Source organism: Legionella jordanis, from assembly GCF_900637635.1.
GTDB classification, from domain to species: Bacteria; Pseudomonadota; Gammaproteobacteria; order Legionellales; family Legionellaceae; genus Tatlockia; species Tatlockia jordanis.
The window spans coordinates 2,161,308-2,184,827 of sequence record NZ_LR134383.1; the positions used below are offsets into that span (position 1 = coordinate 2,161,308).

A 23,520-nucleotide genomic window follows, 5' to 3' on the forward strand; every position below is an offset into this window, starting at 1 on the left:
GCTTAAACAGCCAGTAAGGATGGAGTATGAAACAGTTTTTAAAATTAGGTTTGCCTGCATTAATGCTCAGCACAGCCTCTTATGCCTATTTTCCCGCCGATGGCTGGTATACCGGCGGTTTTCTTGTCGGCAGCTTTTTCCCTGAGCAAAATTTTACCCTTTCCAACGCGCAATTTGCCACATTAGCAAGTAATATTATACTTTATGATCAAACCCTGCTTCCTGTAGGTACTCCTCCGCTACCATTACCCAACAGCGGTGAAGGCGACATCAAATACCAATTCGGCGGCGGTATTGGCTGGCAATTCGGTTATCGCTGGTGCGGCTTCCGCTTTGAAGGGGAACTCTTATACGATTATAACACCTTCAAAAGCATCAACATTGGCGGCGTGCAATTTGGCAAAGAAATGGGTACCCAACCCTTAACACCCACCACAGGATCAGTTTCTTCTACCGGAAACACCTTCATCGTCACCAACCCCTTTAGCATGAGCGGCCATACGCAAGTCATCGCCGGCTTGTTTAATGTCATTTATGATTTTTACAACCATGAAGCGGATGACGTGTCCTGGTTTCCCTATGTTGGCCTTGGAATTGGCTATGCCAATATTCAAAACCAAGGGGTTATTAACTTCAACAGCACTACGGGTACTTCTTTAGGAAGCAATGGCTTGTACTACACGCCGGTGCTTCAGATAAACGGCAGCTCTTCCTCACCCCTGGCGCAGGGTATTTTGGGAGTCACCTACCAGGCGGATGATTATTTTTCTGTTTTTGCCGATTACCGTTACGTGACCGGCCGCCAATTGAAAAGTTCGGATGACCGCATGTCATTTAACAGCTTCAATATAGGCTTTAATTATTGGATGAATGCTTAATTTTTGAGTTCACTATGACTTATCTCATCGCTCCTTCCATTCTTTCTGCCGACATGACACGACTTGGCGAAGAAGTTGAAGCGGTTCTGAATGCAGGAGCCGATTTGATTCATTTTGACGTAATGGACAACCATTACGTACCCAACTTAACCTTTGGCCCTCCCGTTTGTGCCGCTTTGCACAAACGCTTTCCCAATGCGGTCCTTGACGTTCATCTGATGGCTACCCCAGTCGATGATTTGATTGTACAGTTTGCCAAGGCAGGGGCAAAGCGAATCAGCATCCACCCTGATGCCAGCATTCATCTTGATAGAAGCCTTGACTTGATTCAGCAACAGCAATGCAAGGCTGGGCTTGTTTTAAACCCGTCCACCAGTCCTGAATGCCTGAACTGGTGCCATTACCGCCTTGATTTTGTTTTGGTAATGACCGTAAACCCAGGCTTTGGCGGACAAAAACTCATTCCTGAAGTCAAAGAAAAAATCAGCTGGATTAAAGAGCATTTTCCCCACTTGCCCATTTGCATCGACGGCGGCGTGGGCATTGATAACATTGCGAATTTGGCAAAAACAGGGGCCAGTCAGTTTGTTGCGGGTTCTGCCATTTTTTCAAGTCAGGATTATCGGCAAACGATTTTAGAAATGAGAGCGCAATTGAAAGCCGTTGAGGCGTGATCGTTTATCTTCATAAACCGACAATCGCTCGAATGGACGCCCAAAATAGCCAGTACATTAAGAGCAGGTAGGTCAAAGTCGAAACGTATCCAATGGCGATAAACACACCGTCTTTTTCAATAAAACCCAGACTGAAGACAATAATTAATGAAGAAATAATAAAATTGCTCAACGGAATGGGTAACATCAGCAAAATCGATAATAAAAGAATGAGTAAGCCTGTTATTATGTCCATGGCACGAATGGACATAAAAGCCCAGCGCGGTTTCGATAAATGCTCAACTTTTTTTAAATAAGGCAAGGCCTTTTCAATCACTTTGCCAAGTCTGTCGCAAGGAACCTGTTTTCTTGCCACAAACTTAGGTAGCCAGAGGGTATTTCTTGCCAATATCATTTGGCATGCGAAAATGGCAATCGGTAAACTAAAGATAAATGATATCCCAGGAACGGCTGAAAAAGGCAGTGCACTTGGCAAGGCAAATAGGAGTAAGGCTATCCCGAAAGCACGTTCACCGAGCTTATCCAGTAAGCCTTGATAGGTCATACCGGTCTTAAAGTCATGATGGACCATTTCTGACAATACATCAGAAGAACGCCTGGAGGATTGATGCATGGTTAATCCGAAAGGATGTTGGCTGATTTATTCATCGTTCATATTAGTACAAGTTTAGAGTGCTTTTACAGCTAAATGATGCAAGAATTTTCCTAAAAGATTAAACCACAGTGTTTAGGGTCTGCCCTTCCCTTGCTTAGCCATACAAACTGAAAACTCATCCCTCAGCAACCTAAGGATAATTGCGGTGCTGTGACCCATTAAGAGAAGTTCAAGAAGAAACTAGACTTTCCCATAGACTCAGATTATTTTTATGTGGGATTGTTTCTGAATTTGAAAGGCCATGAGAACCCTATTATTAACCATCTACCTCCTATGCATTTCCTCATTAGCTCAGGCGACATCAGGAACAGACTATTTGAACCGCTTCATGACATACAGCAAATGGAGCCAAAACCTGCCTACGCAAGCGGATGCTGAATTTCTGGCGTTTATCGATGGCGACACCCCCCTTGCACAACGGCTTCGTGAAAAATGGCTTTATCAATTGGTTCGCCAAAAGGATTGGGACACTTACAGCAAGCACTACAAACCGTCTAATGATGTCAATTTGCAGTGTTTTGCTTTGATGGCAAAGTACCAACTCGGCAATCATCAGGAAGCATTAACCGGGGCAATACCGCTTTGGTTAAACGGAGATTCGCAGCCACCGGGCTGCAATGCCTTGTTCAATCTGTTATTGACCGAGAATTTCGATGAAAAATTAATTACCAAACGCCTGGCTTTGGCCCTGGATAAACGCAATCTGGGCTTGAGCCACTATTTATTAAAGCAATACAAACCGGCAAGGCTTAAAGAGGTAAAAATTCTTGATGGAATCTGGCAGTCTCCAGGGCGCATTACTCAACTGCAGCCTGGTGAATTGCATGATCTCTTTTATCTCTTTGGTTTAAAGCGAATGGTGTCCATTAATATGGATCAAGCCATTAAATTATTTAACAGCAGCCAAACCAGAACCATGCTTAATCATGCCGAACAGCAGGATTTTTTAGCGCATTTAGTCCTTTATAAATCCATGCGGAACAGCAAGGACACCGATTATTGGTTTTCAAAAATTGAGCCTGCTTATTACAACGACCTACTGTTGGATTGGCAAATCCGTTATGCGCTCAAGCGCCAACGATGGTCTGAAGTGATACGTCTGGTCAATTATTCAAAAGAAAAAGACAACCCCTGTTGGCAATATTGGTTGGCACGCGCTTTAGAAGCCAAGGGAGAGCACAATAAAGCAAAAGAAATGTATCAAAGCGTTTCAAAGTCCCGAAACTATTATGGTTTTCTGGCCAGCTTGCGTCTTAAAACCAAGCCCAATTTTGAAAATGAGCCTCCAGTTAAAGATCCCTCTATCCTGAAACCTTATCAGCCCATCACCGAGAACGTGAAAACCTTATACCTTTCCAAGCAAGCCTTGCAAGCCTCAAGATTGCTCAATGATTTTGTTATGGAACTTCCCAAGGAAGATAAAAGTGCTTTGGCCTATTGGTTGGCCAACGATTTACAATGGCATGGGAAATCCGTTTACTTAAGTAACACCGAAGAATTAAATAACCAGCTTAGCTTGCGTTTTCCTCTCCCCTACCGCAGCACGGTGAGTGAATATTCCAAAAATTACAGCATTCCTCCTGAGTTCATTTATGCCATCATTCGCCAGGAAAGCGGTTTTCGTGATGATGTAGTGTCCCCTGCAGGCGCTCGTGGTCTCATGCAACTTATGCCCCTGACCGCAAACGCAGTGGCCAAACATGAAAAAATTTCCTATGGCGACAAAGCCCAACTGTTTTCATTTCAGAAAAACATCAATATTGGTGTTGCTTACCTAAGGCAATTATCAAATCGTTATGGGCAGCATTTCCTTTTAGTGGCCGCCGCGTACAATGCCGGCCCACAACAAGTTAATTACTGGCTGAAAAATCATCCTCCCAAGCAAATTGATATTTGGATAGAGACGCTCCCCTGGCGGGAAACACGCAATTATCTTAAAAACGTCATTGCTTTTTATGCCGTTTATCAATACCGAATGAACGCTAAACCTGATTTAGCTGCTTTTCTCAAGCCTCTGTAGGGAAACCTGTGAGGCTTCATGTTGCATTAATCTGGATGGCTTATACTAAATCATTATGCCCTTCGGAATTTAATCAAATGGCCAATCGCAAGAAGAATGACACTCCTTTTCAACCCCCGCAAACCAAGGAAGAGGAATTACAAGAATACATCAACAAAGCCCGTGATGAAGTGCGCCTTGAAAAACTTGCAGAGGAAATCACTGGTAAACGCAAACGAGAAGATAGCCTTGAGGAGCAGGCAGCAGAAGTGGTTGAGCAAGTAATGGATGAAATACGCCTTGAAGCAAGGGAAAGAGCTGTCCGTGAGGAGTTACGCCAAATTCGCAAAGCTCAAATGGAAAAGGATATGGAGAGGTTGCAAGAAAGAGAGCGAGAATTGTTCCAGCACCCACTCAATGAAAAATCTTCCGCAGGGGAAGAAACCAATCCTCCTGAAACCATTTCAGAGGAGAAAGAATCCATACCTCAAGCTCCGGCAGTTGCAAGAGGACTCAATAAACCAGAAATTCATCCTGAGCAAAAACAACTAGAACCCGTTAATCAGAAACCGAGCTCATATGAGAGTAAGGGTCTGTTTGCTTCATTGCGTGAATTATTGAGTGGCTTTGTCAACAGCATTCAAAAAGCCATTAATAATTTAGCGGGAGTTAAGTCTCCTTCGCAAAGGCTTTTAGAGCTTCAGGAGAAAAAATCAGCCATAGAACGTTCCATCAAACAAACGCAAGAGATTAAGCAGCAAATTAAGGAAACCATAAGCGATTTCAAAGCCAGGAAGGCTGATCGAGAACAACATTTAAAAGAAAGATCGGAAGAGATGCGGGAATACAAACGATCAGGCCCCAAATAAAGGCTTAAAAGTGCTGTATTCTTTTAAGCCATGCATTGTAATTGTTCAATATTTATACTATTATTTTGAGTATAGATAGTATTTGTGGCTCAGCTAACATTGAATTCTAGGAAACCTGATTTGTAGACATGGTGTGCAATTCAGCCTGAAGTGCCTCAAGAGGTCTCCACCCTTTGTAACAACGACTGGTCGCGCAAATACTATCTAGTTTATTTCCCGCAAGTTATGCAAATACTGTCCCGCCCACTGCCACATACTATTAAGAATCCTGATTTAAAACATCCCTTCAGAAGGCGGTTTGTAGGCAGGAGATGGCGCAGAGTTTTGCAAAACATAGCATTGATGCAGGTCACCTCTTAAGTAAGGATTTCTGGTAGGCCGCCGTTTAATGGTTCCAAGCACTTGCAAATCGTATTTTTCTGCAAAATCTTTCCCGGTAAAATGAAGGGGCGACAACCCTGTTGCAATTATAATTCCCTGGTCGGCCAATAAAGGGGTTAAGCGGCTAAGATTTTCCTCTGCTTCTTTTAACCAGACAATCTCCTGATTGATGGGGCCTCCTGACAAGATGAGGGCATCCACCCCTCCCTGATATTTTTGATAATCTTCAGTGGTCACAAAATTTTCTAAAGTCAGATTGATGATTTCGATGTCTTTATTTTGCAGTTCCACGGGATATTTTCTTTGAAATTGATAGTTCGCTGCATCACATTGAATTACAGCCGGTTCAAGTAAAATGTATTTAAATGGGATTTGATGATTGATGAGAGAGTCGATGAGTTTACTGCCAAGCCGCCCTTTTCCTCCTCCTACGTCCATAATGCATAATCTTTTATGCGTTTGGGCAAGTGGAAGCACATAGCCTTCAAATTTTTCAAGAATGATGTCATCGTTGATTTTATCGTAATGCATTTTGGTTTGAGACTCTTCTTCCCAATTCTCAGACCAAAATTGCTTCGGTTTGGGGGCGGCTGTGCTTCGTTTTTGTTTTTTTGAAACAACCTCGAGGTTTTCTTCCGGGAGGCGGTTTATCAACACTCGGATTTCATCTTCAAAACCGGTTTTAATGAAAAAATGTTTTTTTTCACCCGATTTAAATTCTAAGCTCAAGATGCAGTTGGCCTGAGACACCATATTGATGTGGCTCACATCAGTGACTTTAATGGCATCAATTTGAGGATGGTAATCAGCCACGTTCATACGAATGGCTTTGGAAACAAGGTATTTTTGTATTACCTGATTCAGTTTAAACTGATTATCGACTTCTACAATAGGCTCAGGACCCGCCAAGGCTTCTGCCAGATCATCCAGGTCATAATCTTTGGCTTGGAATAAGGGATGTCCTTGTCTATGCGCTTGCATGCAGGACTCATAAAGCGTTGTTATGGCGTTTGCAATTAAATCTTCATTTTCCAAATGGCTAGACATACTGTTCTCATTGCTTCCTCTATAAATTAATTATAGTTGCAGCAAGAGAAAAACTGTTTTCAAGCAGTCGTGGCTAAACCTGCCGTTGCTTTGAACTCCACATTATCCTCTTCAAAGGAATTCAATTTCTGCATGAAAAAACCAATAACATTACGTCCAATCCAGTTTTCGCGGCCATTGAAGCGTTTGACAGCAACAGGAGTTTGGGATGAACCCATAAGGATTGTATTCAGATAACTAAAACAATCTACCTCACCCGGTTTCATCTTGGTGATGATGTATGTGGCGGTGCAAGCATGGTTAACTTGCAGCTGTTCATGCAGGGCAAGCATATCCACAATCATCTCACCAGAGACAACTCTCGACTCTTGCTGAGTAATAGGGCGTTCTAAATTAGGTTTTCCGGTCGAAAACTCAATGAACATTGGTTCGCGATCAACCTGCAGATTGATCTTGATGAATGCATGATGGCCCAGGAATCGCTCAAAGCGAGGGCTTAAGAATTGGGCATACATGGTGCACACTTCGTAATTCACATCGGTTCGCTGCAGGAATTCTTCGAATGCATCCATATCCTTAGCAAAATAATCCTCTAAAAGCTTTGTTTTGACCTGTTCTCGATAATAGCTAAAAGGCTGGATTCGTCCTTCCTTAAGAAGGGTGATGCATTCGTCAATGCCCTCAAGGCACAACCTGAGTTGTTTGATGAGCTCATTATTCAGAAGCTTTTGTGGAAGGCGAAAACCAATTATGCCGCCTAAAAGGATACCCGCAGTAAGGCCAAGGGCAAATGAGCTAAACGGGTTATCCAAATTCCAAATGCCACGGGCCAAACCCGCAAAGCTGCCAATTAAACCACCCAGAGTACCAGATATGAATGCCACTAAGGATGAGCCTAGGAGTAATAAATAATGCACAATCTTGTTGTGGATTCGGTCAAGTGCAGCCAAATGACAGAGCCGCCGATATTTTAACATTACTTTCGCATAAGCTTGTCTGACCATTTTTTGGGATGTAAGCCCCACCCCCATGACCTCGTTTAAAGCAGCAACCAAATCCAAACTATCGTTCAGAAATTTTCTGCTGAAATCGTTGTTGGTTTCTTGTAGGCAATGAATTAGCCTGGCCAGATGATATTTAATTTCACTTGCTGGTAAGCTGGCGATCCTTTCCATGCAGATTGCAATGTTCTGCTTGTATTCTTCTCTTTTCATCCTGACCTCACGAGGAGGAATATGAGATCTATGATATCGAAAAGGCTTGTTTTCGCAAGCCATTGTAAAACCCATCCTTGGGAGATTTTTTTACAGCAAAGATAAAAATTTTGGCTAAGCTAAATACAGAGTCTTATTTTACCTGGACGCTTTATTATCAAAGGATTGCGGGAAAGTCACATGGAAAAATTTAGGGATTATAAAACGGTTGCCGTGTTTGACTTTGACGGCACCATCACCCATAAAAACAGCACCCTCCCTTTCTTAAAATTCCTCTCTGGAGATGAATTCAATTGGAAGTTTTTAAAAAAAATCCCTAAGGCCATTGCTTATCAATTGAGGATGATTGATGTCGACCAATTAAATACAGCAATTGCTGAGGGATTTTTAAAAAACTTATCCAGGGACTTTTTATTTAGAAACGGTGCTGAGTTTGCCGAGCTTATCATTCCTAAACTCATTCGAGACTCAGCTTTCTCACGACTGAATTGGCACAAAAAACAGGGGCACCATTGCATTTTAGCCACCTCGGCATACAACATCTATGTTGATTATTGGGCAAAAACCAGTGGTTTTGATGACATTGCCTCGACTAAGATCCAGTTTGATGACAATGAACAAGCTACAGGCCGTCTTGAAGGAAAAAGTTGCAACGGCCGCGAGAAATTGCGGCGCGTGCTTGAATTAGTTAGACATCCAGAAATTGTTTATGCCTATGGCGACAGCTACGGCGATAAAGAACTTCTGGCTTACGCAACCTATCCTTACTATCGCCGCTTTAGATGACTGATGCGGTAGGGCTTAATGCCCTACCTTCTTAATTAAGGCGTAATTGCCCGCACGCATCGTACTGCTATAAGTTCATCCTTGCTGTCTTCATCCTGGAAAGCCAGGGGAAATGGCGGACCCGGTGAGAAAAATTGGTTCCAGGCATTGGTTGGTATAATGATTGAGCTTTCTGTCGAGCTCCAATATGCCAAGAATAAACCGCCAACATTGCCATTTTCCACCAAATTAGACTGCATATTTTGCAAAGTAGGGCTGGCCTGCGTTCCACAACCTGTGCCCTGGTTTGTACGGTCATAACCCATTTCACAAATTGCAGGCAAATACCAATCGTTGTAACCGGCAATTGGTAGCCTACAAAGACCTGCTGCATACAGCGACAAATCAATGGACGGGTTGGTAATGCGAGCAGAATAGTAAGCCACAATCACTGATGTATTACATGCTCCATCGATGTTTGCTGCACAATTATTCGGGGGAACGGCCGGTTGATAAATGCCGGGGACAACATCAAAAACCGGGTTGCCACTGCTGTCTGAACTCCATATCTTACCGCCTGTCGCAAAGGAAGCCTGATCCACCAGTGCAGCCACTTTCCCGGAAATGCTTGTTGAACCTGGGGTACTGTCGTCAATGGCAAACAAAAACCCTGATTGGTAAACGCTGCCATAGGTAAGAACATTGACATTAACAACCAACGTGTTGCTGTTATCCCCTCTGATGCTCAAGCGGATTGGCGTGGCATTGACATCACCAGGAGCCGCACTGGGAGTGGCAGCAGGAGTTATGGTTAACTGACAAGAGCCACCAGGCAAAATTGTTCCACAACTGGTTGGCGTAATGGTTGTTCCAGCTGGTAAAGCGCTGGCCGTATAAGTCACACCCGTTGCAGCCTCTGCACCCGCATTGGTGATGGTAATGGTTCTCGCCTTACCATTGACGGTTAAGGCCAGGTTGGACACACTGCTGCTTAATACCGTTTCACTGGGTGCCGGCTGCAGCCTAATATTCAAAGTTTGTCCTGGGCTTGGCTGGTAACATTGCAAAGGATTACCTTGAGAACAAACCTTAGGTCCACCAACCACATTTCCTTGCAAAGTACTACCCACCACCTGCAGGGTTAAAACACAAGATTGCTGATAACCCAAAATAAACGGATTTGGGCAACCATTCGCGCCGGAGAGAATGGGATTGACTCCCGGAATGGGCGTCATGCTTAGAGTATGTGTTTTTCTGGATTGGTTGGTAATTAAATATTGAATCAATGCTGTGCCACTGGGGGAAACTGATACGGTGGTTGCAGTTAAAGGACTAAACGTCCACAGAGGGGTGCCAGCAAACATCTTGCTGCATAAAATCAAAGCGCTCACGCAGACAAGCAATCTGCTCAATAATTCTTTCATGCTATATCCTTATGCAAGAAATGTAATGTTGAATAAAACGCCATTTGTGTAAAGGTGATCTAAGGTTAAACCGGTTCCATTGGTTTGGCCTAAAGCACGGCTTAATTCACTTTTACCCCAGTCTGCAAATTCGTAACCGACTCCCACTTGAAGATTCGGAGTGATTGCTTTTTGTAATCCAGCTCCAAGCGTATAAGTGAAGGTTGTTTTTGTGTGAGAAGCAAAATTTGCATTGACGACTGCTTCCGGAATAGTAGGCACATTGTTAAACTCTTCCGCTCGGTTAAAACCGACCCCGACGCTTCCACTAATCCATGGCATAACATACCATCCCCTGTCCATCAGCAGCTTGCCCTTCGCGGCGACATGGCTATGATGAATGCGATAGCTGTAGGTATAATTATTAAATTGTGGATCGGCATCATCCCAGATATCACCAGATAATCTTGCATTACTCGTGGCAGCAGCAGCCAGTCCAAATTGCCCAATAAAGCCGGGACTTATTGTTTTTTGCCAACCCAAAAACACCTCACCATCCACCAAGGCGTCGGTGCTTTTATCAGCCGCATAGGTTTTTAAAACCTCAGGCGCCAACAATAAAGTTTGTGTTCTTCCAGCATCATCTGCCCAAACTGGACCCACGCTCAGGCTCAAAAAATAGGAAGGCACATAAATGGGTTCATCTTTCATCGGAGCATAAGTTGCGGCGAATACAAGAGGAGTGGTCAAGAACGTTAAAACTGAGGTAGCTATCTTTTTCTTCATCATAAGCAAATCCTTCGCTGTTAGTTCACCGAATCATATAACCCCTGAATTTTTATTGCAATTCCCCCCAACTCGAATAAATATTTAATTTTTACTTAAGTTTAAAGTCTTTAATCTGGCAGTTTTATCCGATCTAAATGCATCATGACGCAATATGAATTCAGTCAGTTTCTGATGTTAGCCAGCCAAATTTTTTATTTACGAAAGGATGAGGACAAAGGGGCAGAAAATATTGTTCTCAAAAAGGAACAATCCCCCGTTAAGCCATTGCCGATTACTTCACTTTATTTGGAGCTAAAAAAGGCATTTTGAGGTCATTAGAGAATGAACATAGGTTGAGCATGGTTTAACTCCATGCAGGTTGGGTCTTGCGATGAACCTGCATGAGGTGAATACTATTTGCTAAAGGCTTTTTTTAATGCATGGCTTGAGACGCTGTATGCGAGTAAGGCCGCATCGTAATGTGAAGGAAGCGCACAAAAATCATGCAAAATACCTCCGCATTCCATAAATTGCGCCCAGTTGCCTGCGTCGACCAATTGTTGAAAATATTTTTTAGCATCATCATGAATGGGATCACATTCAGCGGCAATGATTAAAGCCGGCGGCAAATTTGAAAAATCCGTTTGAAATTGAGGATTGGCAACAGGATCTTTTTCATCCTCTGGTTTTGATAAATATTGCTTCCTCATCCAATGAAGCGTAGCCGTTTCCAGGAAATAGCCGGTTTCAAATGTTTTATCGGAGGGCATTTGGTTATTTAAATCCACCCAGGGATAAAAAAGAAGCTGGAAACAAATGTCTAAATCTTTATTTTTTTTGGCCATGTGGCATATGCTTGCAGCCACATTTCCCCCCGCACTATCCCCCCCTACAGCCAGGACGCCATTGCTGCCAAATTCCGAAGCATGAGTTTGTACATAACGTGCCACGTTGTAGCAGTCCATATGAGCCGTTGGAAATTTATGTTCTGGGGCACGACGAAAGCCAACCTGTACAACAAGACATTCTGCTCCTTGGCAAAGGGCACGACAGGCATAATCTAAAAAGTCTAATTCACCAAAAACATAACCACCGCCGTGGCAGTAAATCAGGGCAGGCAAATTGGTCATGTCTTTTTTGGGCTTGTAAAGGCGAACTGTTAACTGACTGTCTTCAAGATTGATTGTTTTATCTTCAACATGAACTTCAATGGGTTTTAATTTACCCTCAACCGGCGCAGTTAACTGGTTGAATGCTACACGGGCCTGCTCAGGCGGAAGTTCGAGTAGATTAGAGCCGTTAAGTGCAGTTTGTGCACGTTCATTCAAGCGTTTTAAAAAAGCCTTTGAGTCTGGGTGCAAATGTGGATTCATGATAGCTTCCCTTCTAGTAATTAAAAATCTTGCACATAAAACATAGCAGAAAAATGGATAAAAAAATTTAGGAGTCAATGTTGCGCAAAAATCGCAACAAACTGTAATTCGCTCGCGATACGGCTTCATCCATTGCTTTTTGGGGGCTTTTCATAGCAGCAAATATCGCTTCCAGTGCTTCGTCATTGATGGTACGAATTAAATTTTGAGGACCTATTGGCGAGGTCCAATTGGCTTGCGATTGGGCTAAATCGATTTGGGCAAGTTTCAGGGCAGGATGAGCCGTTGTCGGCGCGATTTGCGCGTAATTGCCACTCACTCCCAAAGGCAAATAACCTGTTTTCTGATGCCATTCTTTCTGGATGGAAGGTCTCGCAAGAAATGAAAAAAATTGGGCAATGCCTTGATATACTTCAGGACGATGACCGGCCACGACCCATAAAGCAGCGCCCCCAATTACATTGTTGTGCCGTTTAGCGCTTATGGAAGCATCTAGGGGCAATTGAGCCATGCCAACTTTGAATTTCACCAGTTCCGCAAGCCCGTTATAGGCGCCGGAGGATTGGCTAAACAATAAACAACGTCCGCTGGTAAACAAAATGGTGGCATCACTATTTCGCCCCCCATATTCAAAGTAGCCTTTTCTTTGCCAATCTTTTAGCCGTTTTAACTGCTTTATCACAGCCTCATTGTTAAAAACTGCTACTGAACGTTTGGGATCAATCATGGGCAATCCATGGATGGCCGAAAAGGCTTCTATCTGAATCCAGGCGGGGTAAGCGGTGGTGTAAGTGCAGGCAAATCCATGTTGTTTAGCTTTTCTAGCCAAGATCTCCATTTCCCCCCAGGTTTGGGGGAAGTTCTCTGAGTTGTAGCCCAATTGCTTCAAGGCATCCGCATTGTAAAAGATAACCGGGATTGAACTATTAAAAGGCATAGCCATAAGCCGGTCATTCAAACTATAAAATGAGCGTACAGCAGGTAAAAAATCGCCTTTTTCTAGCTTAGCCCCCTGCTCTTGCATCAGTTCCTCAACGGGTTTGATGATGCCGGCAGGTGAAAGCATCATGGTAGTCCCTACCTCAAAGATTTGCACGATGGCCGGCGGCCTCTTGGCGCGAAATGCCGCCGCAAAACTGGTAATTGCCTCAGAGTACTCGCCTTTGTATACCAGCTTGATTCGATAATTTTTTTGTTCGCCATTGAAGTCTGCGACTATTTTTTGAACTTCATCTCCCAAATAACCTGCCAGAGAATGCCACATTACGATTTCAACGGGTTTGGCGTGGAGAGAGAATGCAAACCAATAAAGAAGGAAGAAAACTATTCGATTCATGCTAGTAAATCAGGATAATCGCTGAATATAGCATCCACTCCCCATTCAAACAATTTTTTTGCCTGTCGTTTTCGATTAACGGTGTAAACCAGGAGGTTAAATCCTTGGGCCTTAATCGAAGCCACTCGCTCAGCCGTGAGCGCTCGTTTGTTGTAATGCACTGAAAAGCATTGCAACTCTCTTGCTTTTTGCAGCCAGTGCTCATCCCATTTGTCCAATAAAAGACCGAGCGGCATTTCGGGAGCAAGATTGCGGCATAACTGCAAAGCAGCTAAATCGAAACTGGATATTAAGGGCAGAGGCTTATTGCTGGGCCAATAACGATTAATATGTGACAGAACAGCCACCGTCGTTTGTTCAGTAGTCCCTGGATAAGGTTTAATTTCAATATTGGCTTGCACGTTATTTTCATCAAGCCACTCCAGCGCTTGCCGAAAATGCGGTATTTTTTCACCGCGGAATTTGCGCGAAAACCAGGCTCCAGCATCCAGCGAACTTAGATATTCCGCGGTAACTAAACCAAATTCACCTTGTCCGTTCGTTGTCCTTTTTAAATGATCATCATGAAAAATGAAAGGTTCGCCATCCGCACTGACCATGACATCAAATTCGAGAAAATGGCAGCCGAGCGCTAATGCCCTATCAAAGGCAAGCAGAGTATTCTCCGGGGCATAAGCTGAAGCCCCGCGGTGACCAATTATTTTTTCAGGGATTTGCCACTGCATTGTTACTCTCTTTGCGATTAGAAGCCAATTCAACCATAGCACTCATAATTAACTCATTACTCACAGTGAGCGCGGGAGCGGGGGCTGCTGCCACCGCAGCCATCATGGTATTCATGGCTCGAGCTTTATACGCTTCGGGTTGTACCGGAGCTGTCTCACCATCAAAGAAAACCATGCTGTTCAAACTGTAATTTTGATTGCCATAAATTTTATTAATTCTTGTAAGTTCATCATTCACTTGTTGATACAGTTTTTCCCGTAATTGCTGTTTTACTTGCTGGATTTCTTCGAGACTCGGTTTAAAATCCACACCGCCTATTGTGTAGGTAACTCCAGGCTTACTCACGTCTTTTGCATGCTGATAAATATCGGTCAAACTGGCTTGAGGGACCCTTGCTTCAGCAGCGACAAATAATTTTTCAAGTCCCGAGCTATCCTGAGAACGTTCAAACTGCGTTAAATGCCAATCACCCGGAGCAATTTTAGTGAGCATGGCCATAATGTCAGCACGAGCTTTAACCAGGTCTGCATTACTCAGGGTGGCATTCACATTAACGGTTAATAAAGCCGTTTGCGTGGTAACCCACTGTCTTGCAGAAATTTGGAAAAAAACGCCATCCAGAAGGAACTGGGGATTAACAGCCATAGCTAAGGAACCATATAAGGCTAATGCAAGCGCAGCAATTTTTTTCATCTTCTATCTCCGCCATTTTTTGCAGTCATATTACACCAAGGAAGGCAGCGCTTCCAAATTTGTATTCAACAAACCCACTCCACTCCTCTTTTTTCATAGTGCTTTCTAAGTCCACGCGCGTCAAAATGCCCAATAAAAAACCACTTTTTGCCTATGCTGAACAAAAAAAGATATAGACTTAAAAGGAAGGTATTCACTGCCATTGATTTAGTTGTTGAATGGGTCTATAACATGTGCACGAGAATTTCTTGGAGCATCCCCAATGATGTCTATTGATTTAATAAAAAAAAATGAAACCAGCGCAGCAATTCAAGACGATTTTCTTGATTACGCTTTATCGCATGGTTTCGGTGATCTGCATTTTAAAGTTGACCCTCAAACTGGGATGAAGGCCATCATCGCTGTTCATAGCACAAAATTGGGGCCAGCTTTGGGCGGCTGCCGATTCATTGAATATCCAAACACCCCAAGTGCCATTTATGACGCCATGCGTCTTGCACGCGGCATGAGCTATAAAGCAGCGTCTGTTAATCTTCCTCTGGGCGGTGGCAAATCAGTCATTATTAAACCAAATAAGCCTTTTGACCGTGCTGCCTACATGCATTCTTTTGGCCGCTTTATCAATGAGCTGGGTGGACGCTACATCACGGCTTTAGACAGTGGTACCCAATTGAGCGATATGGATATCATTGCACAGCATACTCCCTATGTCGCCAGTTTATCCAGCCATAATGGGGATCCCTCTCCTTACACAGCCCGTGGTGTTTTTAGTGGGCTTGAGGCCGCTGTAGCATTCAAATTGGGCAAGGATAGCTTGCAAGGCATTCATGTAGCCATTCAAGGTTTAGGACATGTTGGTTTTGCCTTGGCGCGCTTGCTGCACGAACAAGGCGCGCAACTGACTGTAGCCGATGTCAACCATTTGGCCGTTGAACGTGCCGTTAAAGAATTTGGAGCAACGTCTGTTTCAACGGATATGATTCATAAAGTTCCATGCGATGTGTTTGCTCCTTGCGCCCTGGGTGCCGTTATCAATGACATAAGCATCAGTCAATTGCAAACCACCATTATTGCTGGTGCTGCCAATAACCAGTTGGCTCACAGCTATCACGGTTCAATACTGCATGAGAAAGGGATTCTTTATGCACCAGACTATGTTTTAAATGCCGGAGGATTGATATTTGCGGCCAGCAAATATTTCAACACCCCAGATGATGAAGTGACCAAACAAATCAATGGCATTGCCAGCTCAATGCTGGAAATTTTTAAACGCTCCCAACAAGAAAATCGCCCCACGAGTGAGATTGCAGATACCATGGCGCAGGAAAAGTTGGCTTAATGATGAATACAACAGCCTTTGGACTGCCAAAGGCTTGTTTAAAGAGGTGATTGGATGAAGCATTTAAATCTTACGCCAGCTCTCTATGACTATATGCTCGATGTCTCCTTAAGAGAGCATCCAGTCTTGCAAGCCCTGCGTCAAGAAACGGCAAAACTGCCGCTAGGCATGATGCAAGTGTCCCCCGAGCAGGCGCAATTTATGCAGTTTATGTTGCGTGCAATAGGAGCTAGAACAGTATTGGAAGTAGGTACATTCACGGGTTACAGCGCTTTGGCCATGGCTTTGGCCTTGCCGGAAGACGGCAAAGTGATTACCTGTGACATTAACGTGGAATGGACTTCAAAAGCCCACCCCTTCTGGCGCGAGGCTCAACAAGATAAAAAGATTGAATTGCGACTGGCGCCAGCCTTGAATTCTTTACAAAATTTACTGGCTGAGGGTTATGCTCAAACGTTTGATTTTATCTTCATCGACGCCGACAAAACGAATTATGTGAATTATTATGAGTTGGCATTGCAATTAATCCAGCCTCAGGGAATTATAGCCATAGACAATATTTTCTGGGATGGCCATGTTATCGATGAGCAAGATCACGGCGCACAAACCCGCGAGATTAGACGTCTTAATCAGCTGATAAAGGAAGATGAGCGTGTGGACGTTAGCTTGCTTGCTATTGCAGATGGTCTCTTTCTTCTAAGGCCACGTTCTAAATAGGGATTTTTAAAATCCCTATTGTTTTTGGATTATTCGATTAACAAAGGGAGTTAGATATGCATGACAACAACAAAAGCCTGCCAAGTAATCCATGTGGCTTGGATGGCTTCGCTTTTTTAGAATTCTCAGCACCCGATGCTTCTTTGCTTCATAAGCAATTTACTGCCATGGGTTTTGATGTTGCTGCACAACATAAGGAACTTGATATTACCCTTTATCAACAAGGGGCAATCCATTTTATTGTCAATAACGCCAAAGACAACCAGGCAGAGCAACATGCCGCGGCACACGGCGCAGGCGCATGTGCAATGGGCTTTCGCACCAAAGATGCTGAAAAAGCTTATCATCACGCCATAAAACAAGGGGCAGTCCCCTTTCAAGATTGCAAGCATGCTGATCACGGACTTTATGGCATCCAGGCCATTGGTGGCAGTGTCATTTATTTCATCGACGAGAACCATCAACCTTTTGCCAATCAATGGGAGAAAAAGACCATTCCTTCTGTAAATCAGGATTGCGGATTAACTTATATCGATCATTTAACCCATAACGTGTTTCGCGGTAATATGGACAAGTGGGCCAATTTCTATGAGACCATTTTTAACTTTCATGAGATTCGCTTTTTTAACATCAAAGGTCAAATGACCGCCTTGGTTAGTCGCGCACTCTCAAGCCCCTGCGGCAAAATTAAGATTCCTCTTAATGAATCCAAAGACGACGTGTCGCAAATTGAAGAATTTTTACATGAGTTTCAAGGCGAAGGAATCCAGCACATTGCCTTAAATACCGATGACATCTATCACACTGTGCATACTCTTAGAGAACGCGGTGTGAATTTCCTGGATGTCCCGGATACCTATTATGAAATGATTGATAATCGTATTCCCTGGCATCGTGAACCGCTTGCCAAACTGCAACAGGAACGAATCCTAATTGATGGTGAACAAGACTCAAGCTCAGGCCTGTTATTGCAGATTTTCACTGAGAATGTTTTCGGTCCGGTGTTTTTTGAAATCATTCAGCGCCGTGGCAATCAGGGTTTTGGTGAAGGGAATTTTCAGGCCTTGTTTGAAGCCATTGAACGCGATCAAATTCGTCGCGGTACTTTGCAAGAATCTTAAACCAAAATGACTTAAGGGCAGTATTTTCTGCCCTGTTATCAACCTTAATTTCAAAGAGATAATTATGAAGTTAGCGAGTCTTAAGTCGGACAATTGCCGTGATGGCGAGCTTTGTGTTGTAAATCAGGAACTAACCAGGGCCATAAAGGCTGAGTCCATAGCTAAAACCATGCAAGACGCTTTGGATCATTGGCAAGAAGTGGAGAAGCCGCTACAGGAATTATATCTCGCTTTAAACGAAAATTCTCTGAAAGGCAGTTTTCCCTTTAATGAAGAAAAAGCGAGTTCCCCTCTTCCTCGGGCCTTTCAATGGGCTGACGGCAGTGCTTATGTGAACCATGTAGAGTTGGTTCGCAAAGCCAGAGGCGCTGAAATGCCGGCAAATTTTTGGACTGACCCACTAATGTATCAAGGGGGGTCGGACAATTTTTTAGGCCCTAGAGAACCCATACTGGTAGCAGACGAATCCTATGGCGTAGATTTTGAAGCAGAAGTTGCTGTAATTACAGACGATGTACCTATGGCAATAAGCTCCAAAGAAGCGGCAAAACACATAAAGCTTATCTTGCTCGTTAATGATGTATCTTTAAGAAATTTAATTCCCGCCGAGATAGCCAAGGGATTCGGCTTTTTTCAATCCAAACCGTCAAGCAGCTTTTCACCGGTTGCAATCACTCCCGATGAGTTGGGGCCCCATTGGGATGGTGAGCGTATTCACCTGCCTTTGCGCAGTTATTTAAATGGGCAATTATTCGGCCAACCCAATGCTGGTATTGACATGACCTTTTCTTTTCCAGAACTCATTGCTCATGCAGCGAAAACAAGATTTTTAACCGCAGGAACCATTATAGGTTCGGGAACAGTTTCAAATCTGGATCGTTCTAAAGGCTCTTCCTGCATTGCTGAAAAGCGAATGCTGGAAATTTTAGCAGAGGGCAAAGCCACTACTCCTTACATGTCCTATGGAGATCAGATTCGCATTGAAATGCTATGCCCAGAAGGAAAATCCTTATTTGGTGCTATTGATCAAAAGGTCAAACGCTACGAGAGCACACATGAAACTTTATGACTACTATCGCTCTACGGCAAGCTATAGAGTGAGAATTGCATTAAATATCAAAAACATCAGTTATGAGAAAATTCCTGTCCATTTGGTTAAAGAAGGCGGTGAGCAGCATCGACCAGAGTATTTAAAACTTAATCCTCAAGGTTTGGTGCCCACATTGGATGAAAATGGACATATTTTGACTCAATCCCTTGCCATCATTGAGTATCTTGATGAAATTAATCCTACTCCAGCTCTATTGCCTACGAACCCCTTTGCACGGGCACAAATCAGGAGCATGGCTTTAACCGTTGCATGTGACATGCATCCGCTGAATAATTTACGCGTTCTCAATCGTTTAAAAGATCAATTTAAAGCGAATGATGAGGAAGTTATGGATTGGTATCACCATTGGTTGAAGCTCGGTTTTGATTCTTTGGAAGCCAAACTGCAATCCTTGCCGCATAAAAACCAAGTTTGCTATGGCACAGAAGTGAGCTTGGCCGACATCTGTTTAATCCCGCAAGTGTATAATGCGCAGCGTTTTGGGTTTTCCATGAACAACTACCCCATCATCAATCAAATTAATGAATATTGCCTGTCATTGAGCGCGTTCAAAGATGCTGTGCCGCTTGAATAAACAGGAAGGAATAGAATGTTATCTATTCCTTATTGTTGCGTCCTGAAATGTATAAAGCACTTATCCGCTAAAGATTCGGGTTGAGCGGATAAAATCCGCTTGTAAGCAATATAATGGCAATAATGGCCATTATCGCGACTGCGACGTAATAACCCACTCCATTAAAGACTTGCTTGCTAATTGCGGCCATTGTGTCCGGAATGGACAACCACAAGATTGCCTTAATCAATATGAGCCAGCCAACAATAGTCACCATTACATGGGGGGTCCACAACCAGAAATTGTGGGTTAACACCATAATCAAACCCACTATTAAAGCAAAGGAAGCCGCTACGACAATTGTCCCGTAATTACCTGTGAGGCCGGTTATTATCCTGCGATAGAAATTGACACGGGCCAACATGATAATCGCCATGATTAAAAAATACATGCCGACGATCTGAGCCAAAAAATAGGAGTGGAAGAATCTTGAAAACATAAGGGCTCCTTGCGCTATGGTATTGTCCTTCACTATACATAGTATAGTTCTTTAAATTGAAATAATTAGCAACTAAATCTTAAAAAAACAGATGGTTACTGCTTAAAACCACGCCCTTGCGACAATCGCTGTGGAAACCCCACTGGCTGTTTTTTGCAAAATACCCCATTCTGCTTTGCAACGCTGGATATGGCCAATCAAAACGGATTGTCTATCGCATTGGTAACGAATGGGCAAACCGTCATAATTGCCCCCCTCATCAACAGCCTGGCATTTTTCCCCATCGGTCAGCTCAATTGCCCAAGGGTAAGCCTCAGCCATATCCAATGGCACATTTTGACTGTTATCGACTGGGGACGACAGAGTGATTTTAACCGTTGTTCCAACCCATGGAGATTGAGGGCATATGGCTTCATTCGCTGCCCCATATTGCTTTACAAAGCAGGGATCGTAAATTTTTCCCTGAGCCATGCATCTCCATGCATCTTCACGTTTAATCCGCTGGGATTGTTGCCAGCATTCCCCCTGAACTTGTTGGCTGATTATGCGTGGACTTTGTTGAGCATGGTCATCAAAAGGTTGGTACAACTTCAATTCAGTATCTTGCGACCATAAATTAAAAGAAAGGAATGCAATAAAAACTGCTGTAACGGCGCGTAGCATCTGTTCCCCCATCTATTTTATTTAGTGTATCATCCAAACTGGATAATTTCCTGCATTCACTCTGGTATTTGAGTTGCAAAGCAGACCAATACAGGCTAAAACTGCACATATTAGGTTTTTGGAGTTAATAATGACAGAGGTTTATACCGTAAAACAATGTTTGGAAGGCGAAATCAGTGTTGATGAAGTAGTGACGGTAAAGGGATGGGTAAAAACCAGACGGGATTCTAAAGTGGGTCTGTCATTTATCAGCCTTCACGATGGTTCTTGTTTTGCCCCTATTCAAATCGTTGCAACCGATGAGCTGGCAAACTATCACAATGATATCCTGAAAATAACCACCGGTTGCGCCATTAGCGCTACAGGCAAGTTGGTAGTTTCGCAGGGGAAGGGACAATCCTTTGAAATTCAGGCCGAGGCAATTGAAGTCGTGGGTTGGGTCGATAATCCTGATACTTACCCTGTGCAAGCTAAACGACATACCCTTGAGTTTTTAAGAGAAGTAGCGCATCTTCGCCCCCGTACCAACACGATCAGTGCAGTGATGAGAGTCCGCCATTGTCTGTCTCAAGCCATTCATCAATTTTTCCATGAGCGTGGCTATTTTTGGATACATACACCCATCATTACTTCAAGTGATTGCGAAGGCGCTGGCGAAATGTTCCGTGTCAGTACCCTTGATTTACTGAACTTACCTAAAACAGCACAAGGCGACGTCGATTTTTCAAAAGACTTCTTCGGTCGAGAAGCTTTTCTTACTGTTTCTGGCCAACTTAATGTGGAAGCCTATTGCCTAGCTCTCTCTAAAGTCTATACCTTTGGTCCAACTTTCCGTGCGGAAAATTCAAACACCAGCCGCCATTTGGCCGAATTTTGGATGGTAGAACCTGAAATTGCCTTTGCTTCTTTAAGTGATATTTGTCAGCTGAGCCAGGAAATGCTCCGTTTTCTTTGTAAAACCGTTTTGGAGCAACGCCAGGATGATATGGTTTTCTTTAACCAATTCGTAGCACCCGGGTGCATCGAACGCCTTGAACATATCGTTAAGTCAGATTTCGAGATCATGTCCTACACGGATGCCATTTTGCATTTGGAAAAAGCCGATCGTAAATTCGAATATCCCGTCAGTTGGGGGCTGGATTTACAATCAGAACATGAGCGCTATTTGGCGGAAGAACTTTGTAAAAAACCAGTTATCCTTACGGATTATCCCAAGGACATCAAAGGTTTCTATATGCGCCTTAATGACGATGGCCGCACCGTCGCTGCCATGGATGTACTGGCTCCTGGAATTGGCGAAATCATTGGCGGCAGCCAACGTGAAGAACGCCTGGAAGTCCTGGATTTAAGAATTGATGAATGCAATCTCAATCGCGATTATTACCAATGGTATCGTGATTTGCGCCGCTATGGCACCGTGCCACATGCAGGCTTTGGCCTGGGTTTGGAACGCCTCATCAGTTATGTCACGGGTGTTGGTAATGTTCGAGATGTGATTCCTTTCCCGCGTACTCCAGGGCATGCGGAATACTAATGCACTGTGGAGCCAGCAGCAGCTGGCTCATTGCCCATCGTTTCATGCTGAAACAGCTTTTTGCGCACACAGACTTACTCAAAGTGAATCATTTAAGTAATCATTAACAAAACCTATTCTTTTTTCACAAGGAATTCATAATTACTGTGTAATTAATAGTTGTATTTCTTCATTCCAAGCCATATTAAGTTCTGACATCCTCCGGTTTAATCTTTTATACCTGTTTAGGGGGTATCCGCAGTTTCTAAGCTGAGAGACTCATAATGAATGAGCTGAGTTTTAACTGTTCATGCGAAGGAGCTTCTTCTGAATTCAAGTTCTTATCCCCTATGGATAACCAGCATTGTTTTTCTGGAGGCTGGAGGGTAGAGTAATCCAAAAGGACGACCTAATTATGAAAACCATAATATTTAACTTGTTCATCGTTTTACTGTCTGCGACCATTTCAGCCCATGCCTGCCCATTTTGCATTTCAGAAACAGGGCAGCTGGTTCGGGAGGGTATTTTTAATGCTGACTTGTTATTTTATTTATTTTGTACGGCTCTGCCCTTCCTCTTATTTTCTTTAATTGCCGGGCTAGCCATCTACTCCACACGCATCATTCAATACTTCAAAGGGAATCATGAATAAAAACTACTTACTCGCTGCTGGATTATTATTGGGGATCGGCTTGGGGGGCTTCGTTGATGGCATTCTCTTCCACCAAATTTTACAAGCGCATAATATGCTTTCAAACGTTTATTTTCCCTCAACGCTGGTTAATGCCGAGATCAACATGTTTTGGGATGGACTGTTTCATGCTTTTACCTGGATAACCACAGTTGTTGGAGTATTTCTGTTGTGGAAAGGCCTTAACATAAAACAACAAGCCTACTCGGTCTGGTATTTAGTTGGCCTTTTGTTTACGGGGTGGGGCATTTTTAATTTGGTTGAAGGAACCCTCGATCATCAGATTTTCCAATTGCATCACGTCATCCAAAGGGCGACGACAACTACACAGTTTTACTCTGATATTTTATTTCTAATATCAGGGGTTCTGTTTTGCATATTTGGAATGAGTCTGGCAATTAAAAACAGACCCCGAAAATTAGCCATGGCTTAATCATCATGAATCAGCTAGGTCGCCCAACTCCCTGCTAATCTGCTCAATAAACAGCTCATTTTAAAATCCCAAGCTGCTCATGGCTTGCAAAAGCCATTT

General features: G+C 43.5%; 25 protein-coding genes. 14 read left to right on the top strand and 11 right to left on the bottom strand.

The annotated features are described in order from the left end of the window. Nucleotides 1-26: 26 nt before the first annotated feature. Both EL203_RS09585 and rpe read left to right on the top strand, forming a co-directional pair. Nucleotides 27-878, top strand: coding sequence for an outer membrane protein (locus tag EL203_RS09585; RefSeq protein WP_058469811.1), 852 nt, complete (start codon nt 27-29; stop codon nt 876-878). 14 nt (nt 879-892) lie between these two features. Next, on the top strand, nt 893-1,552 hold the full coding sequence (gene rpe, locus EL203_RS09590; RefSeq protein ID WP_058469812.1) for a ribulose-phosphate 3-epimerase: 660 nt from the start codon (nt 893-895) through the stop codon (nt 1,550-1,552). Nucleotides 1,553-1,562: 10 nt separating this feature from the next. On the opposite strand, the gene EL203_RS09595 is transcribed toward rpe, so the two are convergent. Beyond that, a complete protein-coding gene (locus EL203_RS09595; protein ID WP_058469813.1) occupies nt 1,563-2,165 on the bottom strand; it encodes an exopolysaccharide biosynthesis protein in 603 nt (200 codons plus the stop codon). 283 nt (nt 2,166-2,448) lie between these two features. Here EL203_RS09595 and EL203_RS09600 point away from each other — a divergent pair, with 283 nt between their 5' ends. Both EL203_RS09600 and EL203_RS09605 read left to right on the top strand, forming a co-directional pair. After that, complete coding sequence (locus EL203_RS09600) at nt 2,449-4,227, top strand: lytic transglycosylase domain-containing protein (protein ID WP_058469814.1); 1,779 nt, start codon at nt 2,449-2,451, stop codon at nt 4,225-4,227. Nucleotides 4,228-4,235: 8 nt separating this feature from the next. Then, complete coding sequence (locus EL203_RS09605) at nt 4,236-5,075, top strand: hypothetical protein (RefSeq protein ID WP_126320114.1); 840 nt, start codon at nt 4,236-4,238, stop codon at nt 5,073-5,075. A 273-nt stretch (nt 5,076-5,348) separates the two neighbouring features. Here EL203_RS09605 and EL203_RS09610 read toward each other — a convergent pair whose 3' ends face one another. Both EL203_RS09610 and EL203_RS09615 read right to left on the bottom strand, forming a co-directional pair. Next, nucleotides 5,349-6,503, bottom strand: a complete 1,155-nt coding sequence (locus EL203_RS09610; protein WP_058469816.1) for a hypothetical protein — start codon at nt 6,501-6,503, stop codon at nt 5,349-5,351. A gap of 59 nt (nt 6,504-6,562) precedes the next feature. Continuing rightward, a complete protein-coding gene (locus tag EL203_RS09615) occupies nt 6,563-7,717 on the bottom strand; it encodes a hypothetical protein (RefSeq protein ID WP_126320115.1) in 1,155 nt (384 codons plus the stop codon). A gap of 180 nt (nt 7,718-7,897) precedes the next feature. On the opposite strand from EL203_RS09615, the gene EL203_RS09620 reads away from it, so the two are divergent. Next, a complete protein-coding gene (locus EL203_RS09620) occupies nt 7,898-8,503 on the top strand; it encodes an HAD-IB family hydrolase (RefSeq protein WP_058469818.1) in 606 nt (201 codons plus the stop codon). A gap of 35 nt (nt 8,504-8,538) precedes the next feature. On the opposite strand, the gene EL203_RS09625 is transcribed toward EL203_RS09620, so the two are convergent. Then, a complete protein-coding gene (locus EL203_RS09625) occupies nt 8,539-9,906 on the bottom strand; it encodes a COG1470 family protein (RefSeq protein ID WP_058469819.1) in 1,368 nt (455 codons plus the stop codon). A gap of 9 nt (nt 9,907-9,915) precedes the next feature. Continuing rightward, nucleotides 9,916-10,671, bottom strand: a complete 756-nt coding sequence (locus EL203_RS09630) for an outer membrane protein (RefSeq protein ID WP_058469873.1) — start codon at nt 10,669-10,671, stop codon at nt 9,916-9,918. A 144-nt stretch (nt 10,672-10,815) separates the two neighbouring features. Here EL203_RS09630 and EL203_RS14430 point away from each other — a divergent pair, with 144 nt between their 5' ends. After that, nucleotides 10,816-10,983: a hypothetical protein gene (locus tag EL203_RS14430; protein WP_156413806.1), complete on the top strand. Its 168-nt coding sequence runs from the start codon at nt 10,816-10,818 to the stop codon at nt 10,981-10,983. 83 nt (nt 10,984-11,066) lie between these two features. Here the strand turns inward: EL203_RS14430 and EL203_RS09635 are convergent, their stop codons facing one another. From EL203_RS09635 to EL203_RS09650, 4 genes are all read right to left on the bottom strand, one after another. Next, the gene (locus EL203_RS09635; protein ID WP_058469820.1) at nt 11,067-12,026 is read right to left on the bottom strand and encodes an alpha/beta hydrolase; all 960 of its coding nucleotides are present in this window, start codon (nt 12,024-12,026) and stop codon (nt 11,067-11,069) included. 67 nt (nt 12,027-12,093) lie between these two features. Continuing rightward, complete coding sequence (locus EL203_RS09640; protein ID WP_058469821.1) at nt 12,094-13,362, bottom strand: extracellular solute-binding protein; 1,269 nt, start codon at nt 13,360-13,362, stop codon at nt 12,094-12,096. After that, nucleotides 13,359-14,087 (bottom strand): glycerophosphodiester phosphodiesterase, encoded by a 729-nt coding sequence (ugpQ, locus tag EL203_RS09645; RefSeq protein ID WP_058469822.1) that lies wholly within the window; start codon nt 14,085-14,087, stop codon nt 13,359-13,361. The genes EL203_RS09640 and ugpQ overlap by 4 nt, the downstream gene beginning before the upstream one ends. Next, nucleotides 14,068-14,781 (bottom strand): hypothetical protein, encoded by a 714-nt coding sequence (locus tag EL203_RS09650; protein ID WP_058469823.1) that lies wholly within the window; start codon nt 14,779-14,781, stop codon nt 14,068-14,070. The genes ugpQ and EL203_RS09650 overlap by 20 nt, the downstream gene beginning before the upstream one ends. Before the next feature lie 262 nt (nt 14,782-15,043). On the opposite strand from EL203_RS09650, the gene EL203_RS09655 reads away from it, so the two are divergent. The 5 genes from EL203_RS09655 (at nt 15,044) to maiA (ending at nt 19,643) form a co-directional block, all read left to right on the top strand. Further along, nucleotides 15,044-16,120 (top strand): Leu/Phe/Val dehydrogenase, encoded by a 1,077-nt coding sequence (locus EL203_RS09655; protein ID WP_058469825.1) that lies wholly within the window; start codon nt 15,044-15,046, stop codon nt 16,118-16,120. A 54-nt stretch (nt 16,121-16,174) separates the two neighbouring features. Next, entirely contained in the window at nt 16,175-16,837 is a 663-nt protein-coding gene (locus EL203_RS09660; protein WP_058469826.1) for a class I SAM-dependent methyltransferase, read from the top strand. 56 nt (nt 16,838-16,893) lie between these two features. Next, nucleotides 16,894-17,958 carry a 4-hydroxyphenylpyruvate dioxygenase gene (hppD, locus tag EL203_RS09665; RefSeq protein ID WP_058469827.1) on the top strand — a complete coding sequence of 355 codons (1,065 nt, stop codon included), beginning with the start codon at nt 16,894-16,896 and terminating at the stop codon, nt 17,956-17,958. A 64-nt stretch (nt 17,959-18,022) separates the two neighbouring features. Beyond that, nucleotides 18,023-19,027 (top strand): fumarylacetoacetate hydrolase family protein, encoded by a 1,005-nt coding sequence (locus tag EL203_RS09670; RefSeq protein ID WP_058469828.1) that lies wholly within the window; start codon nt 18,023-18,025, stop codon nt 19,025-19,027. Beyond that, complete coding sequence (gene maiA / locus EL203_RS09675) at nt 19,014-19,643, top strand: maleylacetoacetate isomerase (protein WP_058469829.1); 630 nt, start codon at nt 19,014-19,016, stop codon at nt 19,641-19,643. Before EL203_RS09670 ends, maiA begins: the two co-directional genes overlap by 14 nt. Before the next feature lie 67 nt (nt 19,644-19,710). Here the strand turns inward: maiA and EL203_RS09680 are convergent, their stop codons facing one another. Next, a complete protein-coding gene (locus EL203_RS09680) occupies nt 19,711-20,121 on the bottom strand; it encodes a hypothetical protein (protein ID WP_058469830.1) in 411 nt (136 codons plus the stop codon). Between the two features lie 102 nt (nt 20,122-20,223). After that, nucleotides 20,224-20,784, bottom strand: a complete 561-nt coding sequence (locus tag EL203_RS09685) for a hypothetical protein (protein WP_058469831.1) — start codon at nt 20,782-20,784, stop codon at nt 20,224-20,226. A 130-nt stretch (nt 20,785-20,914) separates the two neighbouring features. Between EL203_RS09685 and asnS the strand changes: the two genes are divergently transcribed. From asnS to EL203_RS09700, 3 genes are all read left to right on the top strand, one after another. Next, on the top strand, nt 20,915-22,318 hold the full coding sequence (asnS, locus tag EL203_RS09690) for an asparagine--tRNA ligase (RefSeq protein ID WP_058469832.1): 1,404 nt from the start codon (nt 20,915-20,917) through the stop codon (nt 22,316-22,318). Between the two features lie 394 nt (nt 22,319-22,712). Continuing rightward, the gene (locus EL203_RS09695) at nt 22,713-22,949 is read left to right on the top strand and encodes a hypothetical protein (RefSeq protein WP_058469833.1); all 237 of its coding nucleotides are present in this window, start codon (nt 22,713-22,715) and stop codon (nt 22,947-22,949) included. Continuing rightward, entirely contained in the window at nt 22,942-23,421 is a 480-nt protein-coding gene (locus EL203_RS09700) for a DUF2243 domain-containing protein (RefSeq protein WP_058469834.1), read from the top strand. Before EL203_RS09695 ends, EL203_RS09700 begins: the two co-directional genes overlap by 8 nt. Nucleotides 23,422-23,520 lie beyond the last annotated feature (99 nt).

Bases quoted from the DNA above. Each gene is read 5' to 3' on its own strand.
- EL203_RS09585 (WP_058469811.1), top strand. From the start codon at position 27: ATGAAACAGTTTTTAAAATTAGGTTTGCCTGCATTAATGCTCAGCACA.
- rpe (WP_058469812.1), top strand. From the start codon at position 893: ATGACTTATCTCATCGCTCCTTCCATTCTTTCTGCCGACATGACACGA.
- EL203_RS09595 (WP_058469813.1), bottom strand. From the start codon at position 2,165: ATGCATCAATCCTCCAGGCGTTCTTCTGATGTATTGTCAGAAATGGTC.
- EL203_RS09600 (WP_058469814.1), top strand. From the start codon at position 2,449: ATGAGAACCCTATTATTAACCATCTACCTCCTATGCATTTCCTCATTA.
- EL203_RS09610 (WP_058469816.1), bottom strand. From the start codon at position 6,503: ATGTCTAGCCATTTGGAAAATGAAGATTTAATTGCAAACGCCATAACA.
- EL203_RS09615 (WP_126320115.1), bottom strand. From the start codon at position 7,717: ATGAAAAGAGAAGAATACAAGCAGAACATTGCAATCTGCATGGAAAGG.
- EL203_RS09620 (WP_058469818.1), top strand. From the start codon at position 7,898: ATGGAAAAATTTAGGGATTATAAAACGGTTGCCGTGTTTGACTTTGAC.
- EL203_RS09625 (WP_058469819.1), bottom strand. From the start codon at position 9,906: ATGAAAGAATTATTGAGCAGATTGCTTGTCTGCGTGAGCGCTTTGATT.
- EL203_RS09630 (WP_058469873.1), bottom strand. From the start codon at position 10,671: ATGAAGAAAAAGATAGCTACCTCAGTTTTAACGTTCTTGACCACTCCT.
- EL203_RS14430 (WP_156413806.1), top strand. From the start codon at position 10,816: ATGACGCAATATGAATTCAGTCAGTTTCTGATGTTAGCCAGCCAAATT.
- EL203_RS09635 (WP_058469820.1), bottom strand. From the start codon at position 12,026: ATGAATCCACATTTGCACCCAGACTCAAAGGCTTTTTTAAAACGCTTG.
- EL203_RS09640 (WP_058469821.1), bottom strand. From the start codon at position 13,362: ATGAATCGAATAGTTTTCTTCCTTCTTTATTGGTTTGCATTCTCTCTC.
- ugpQ (WP_058469822.1), bottom strand. From the start codon at position 14,087: ATGCAGTGGCAAATCCCTGAAAAAATAATTGGTCACCGCGGGGCTTCA.
- EL203_RS09650 (WP_058469823.1), bottom strand. From the start codon at position 14,781: ATGAAAAAAATTGCTGCGCTTGCATTAGCCTTATATGGTTCCTTAGCT.
- EL203_RS09655 (WP_058469825.1), top strand. From the start codon at position 15,044: ATGATGTCTATTGATTTAATAAAAAAAAATGAAACCAGCGCAGCAATT.
- EL203_RS09660 (WP_058469826.1), top strand. From the start codon at position 16,175: ATGAAGCATTTAAATCTTACGCCAGCTCTCTATGACTATATGCTCGAT.
- hppD (WP_058469827.1), top strand. From the start codon at position 16,894: ATGCATGACAACAACAAAAGCCTGCCAAGTAATCCATGTGGCTTGGAT.
- EL203_RS09670 (WP_058469828.1), top strand. From the start codon at position 18,023: ATGAAGTTAGCGAGTCTTAAGTCGGACAATTGCCGTGATGGCGAGCTT.
- maiA (WP_058469829.1), top strand. From the start codon at position 19,014: ATGAAACTTTATGACTACTATCGCTCTACGGCAAGCTATAGAGTGAGA.
- EL203_RS09680 (WP_058469830.1), bottom strand. From the start codon at position 20,121: ATGTTTTCAAGATTCTTCCACTCCTATTTTTTGGCTCAGATCGTCGGC.
- EL203_RS09685 (WP_058469831.1), bottom strand. From the start codon at position 20,784: ATGCTACGCGCCGTTACAGCAGTTTTTATTGCATTCCTTTCTTTTAAT.
- asnS (WP_058469832.1), top strand. From the start codon at position 20,915: ATGACAGAGGTTTATACCGTAAAACAATGTTTGGAAGGCGAAATCAGT.
- EL203_RS09695 (WP_058469833.1), top strand. From the start codon at position 22,713: ATGAAAACCATAATATTTAACTTGTTCATCGTTTTACTGTCTGCGACC.
- EL203_RS09700 (WP_058469834.1), top strand. From the start codon at position 22,942: ATGAATAAAAACTACTTACTCGCTGCTGGATTATTATTGGGGATCGGC.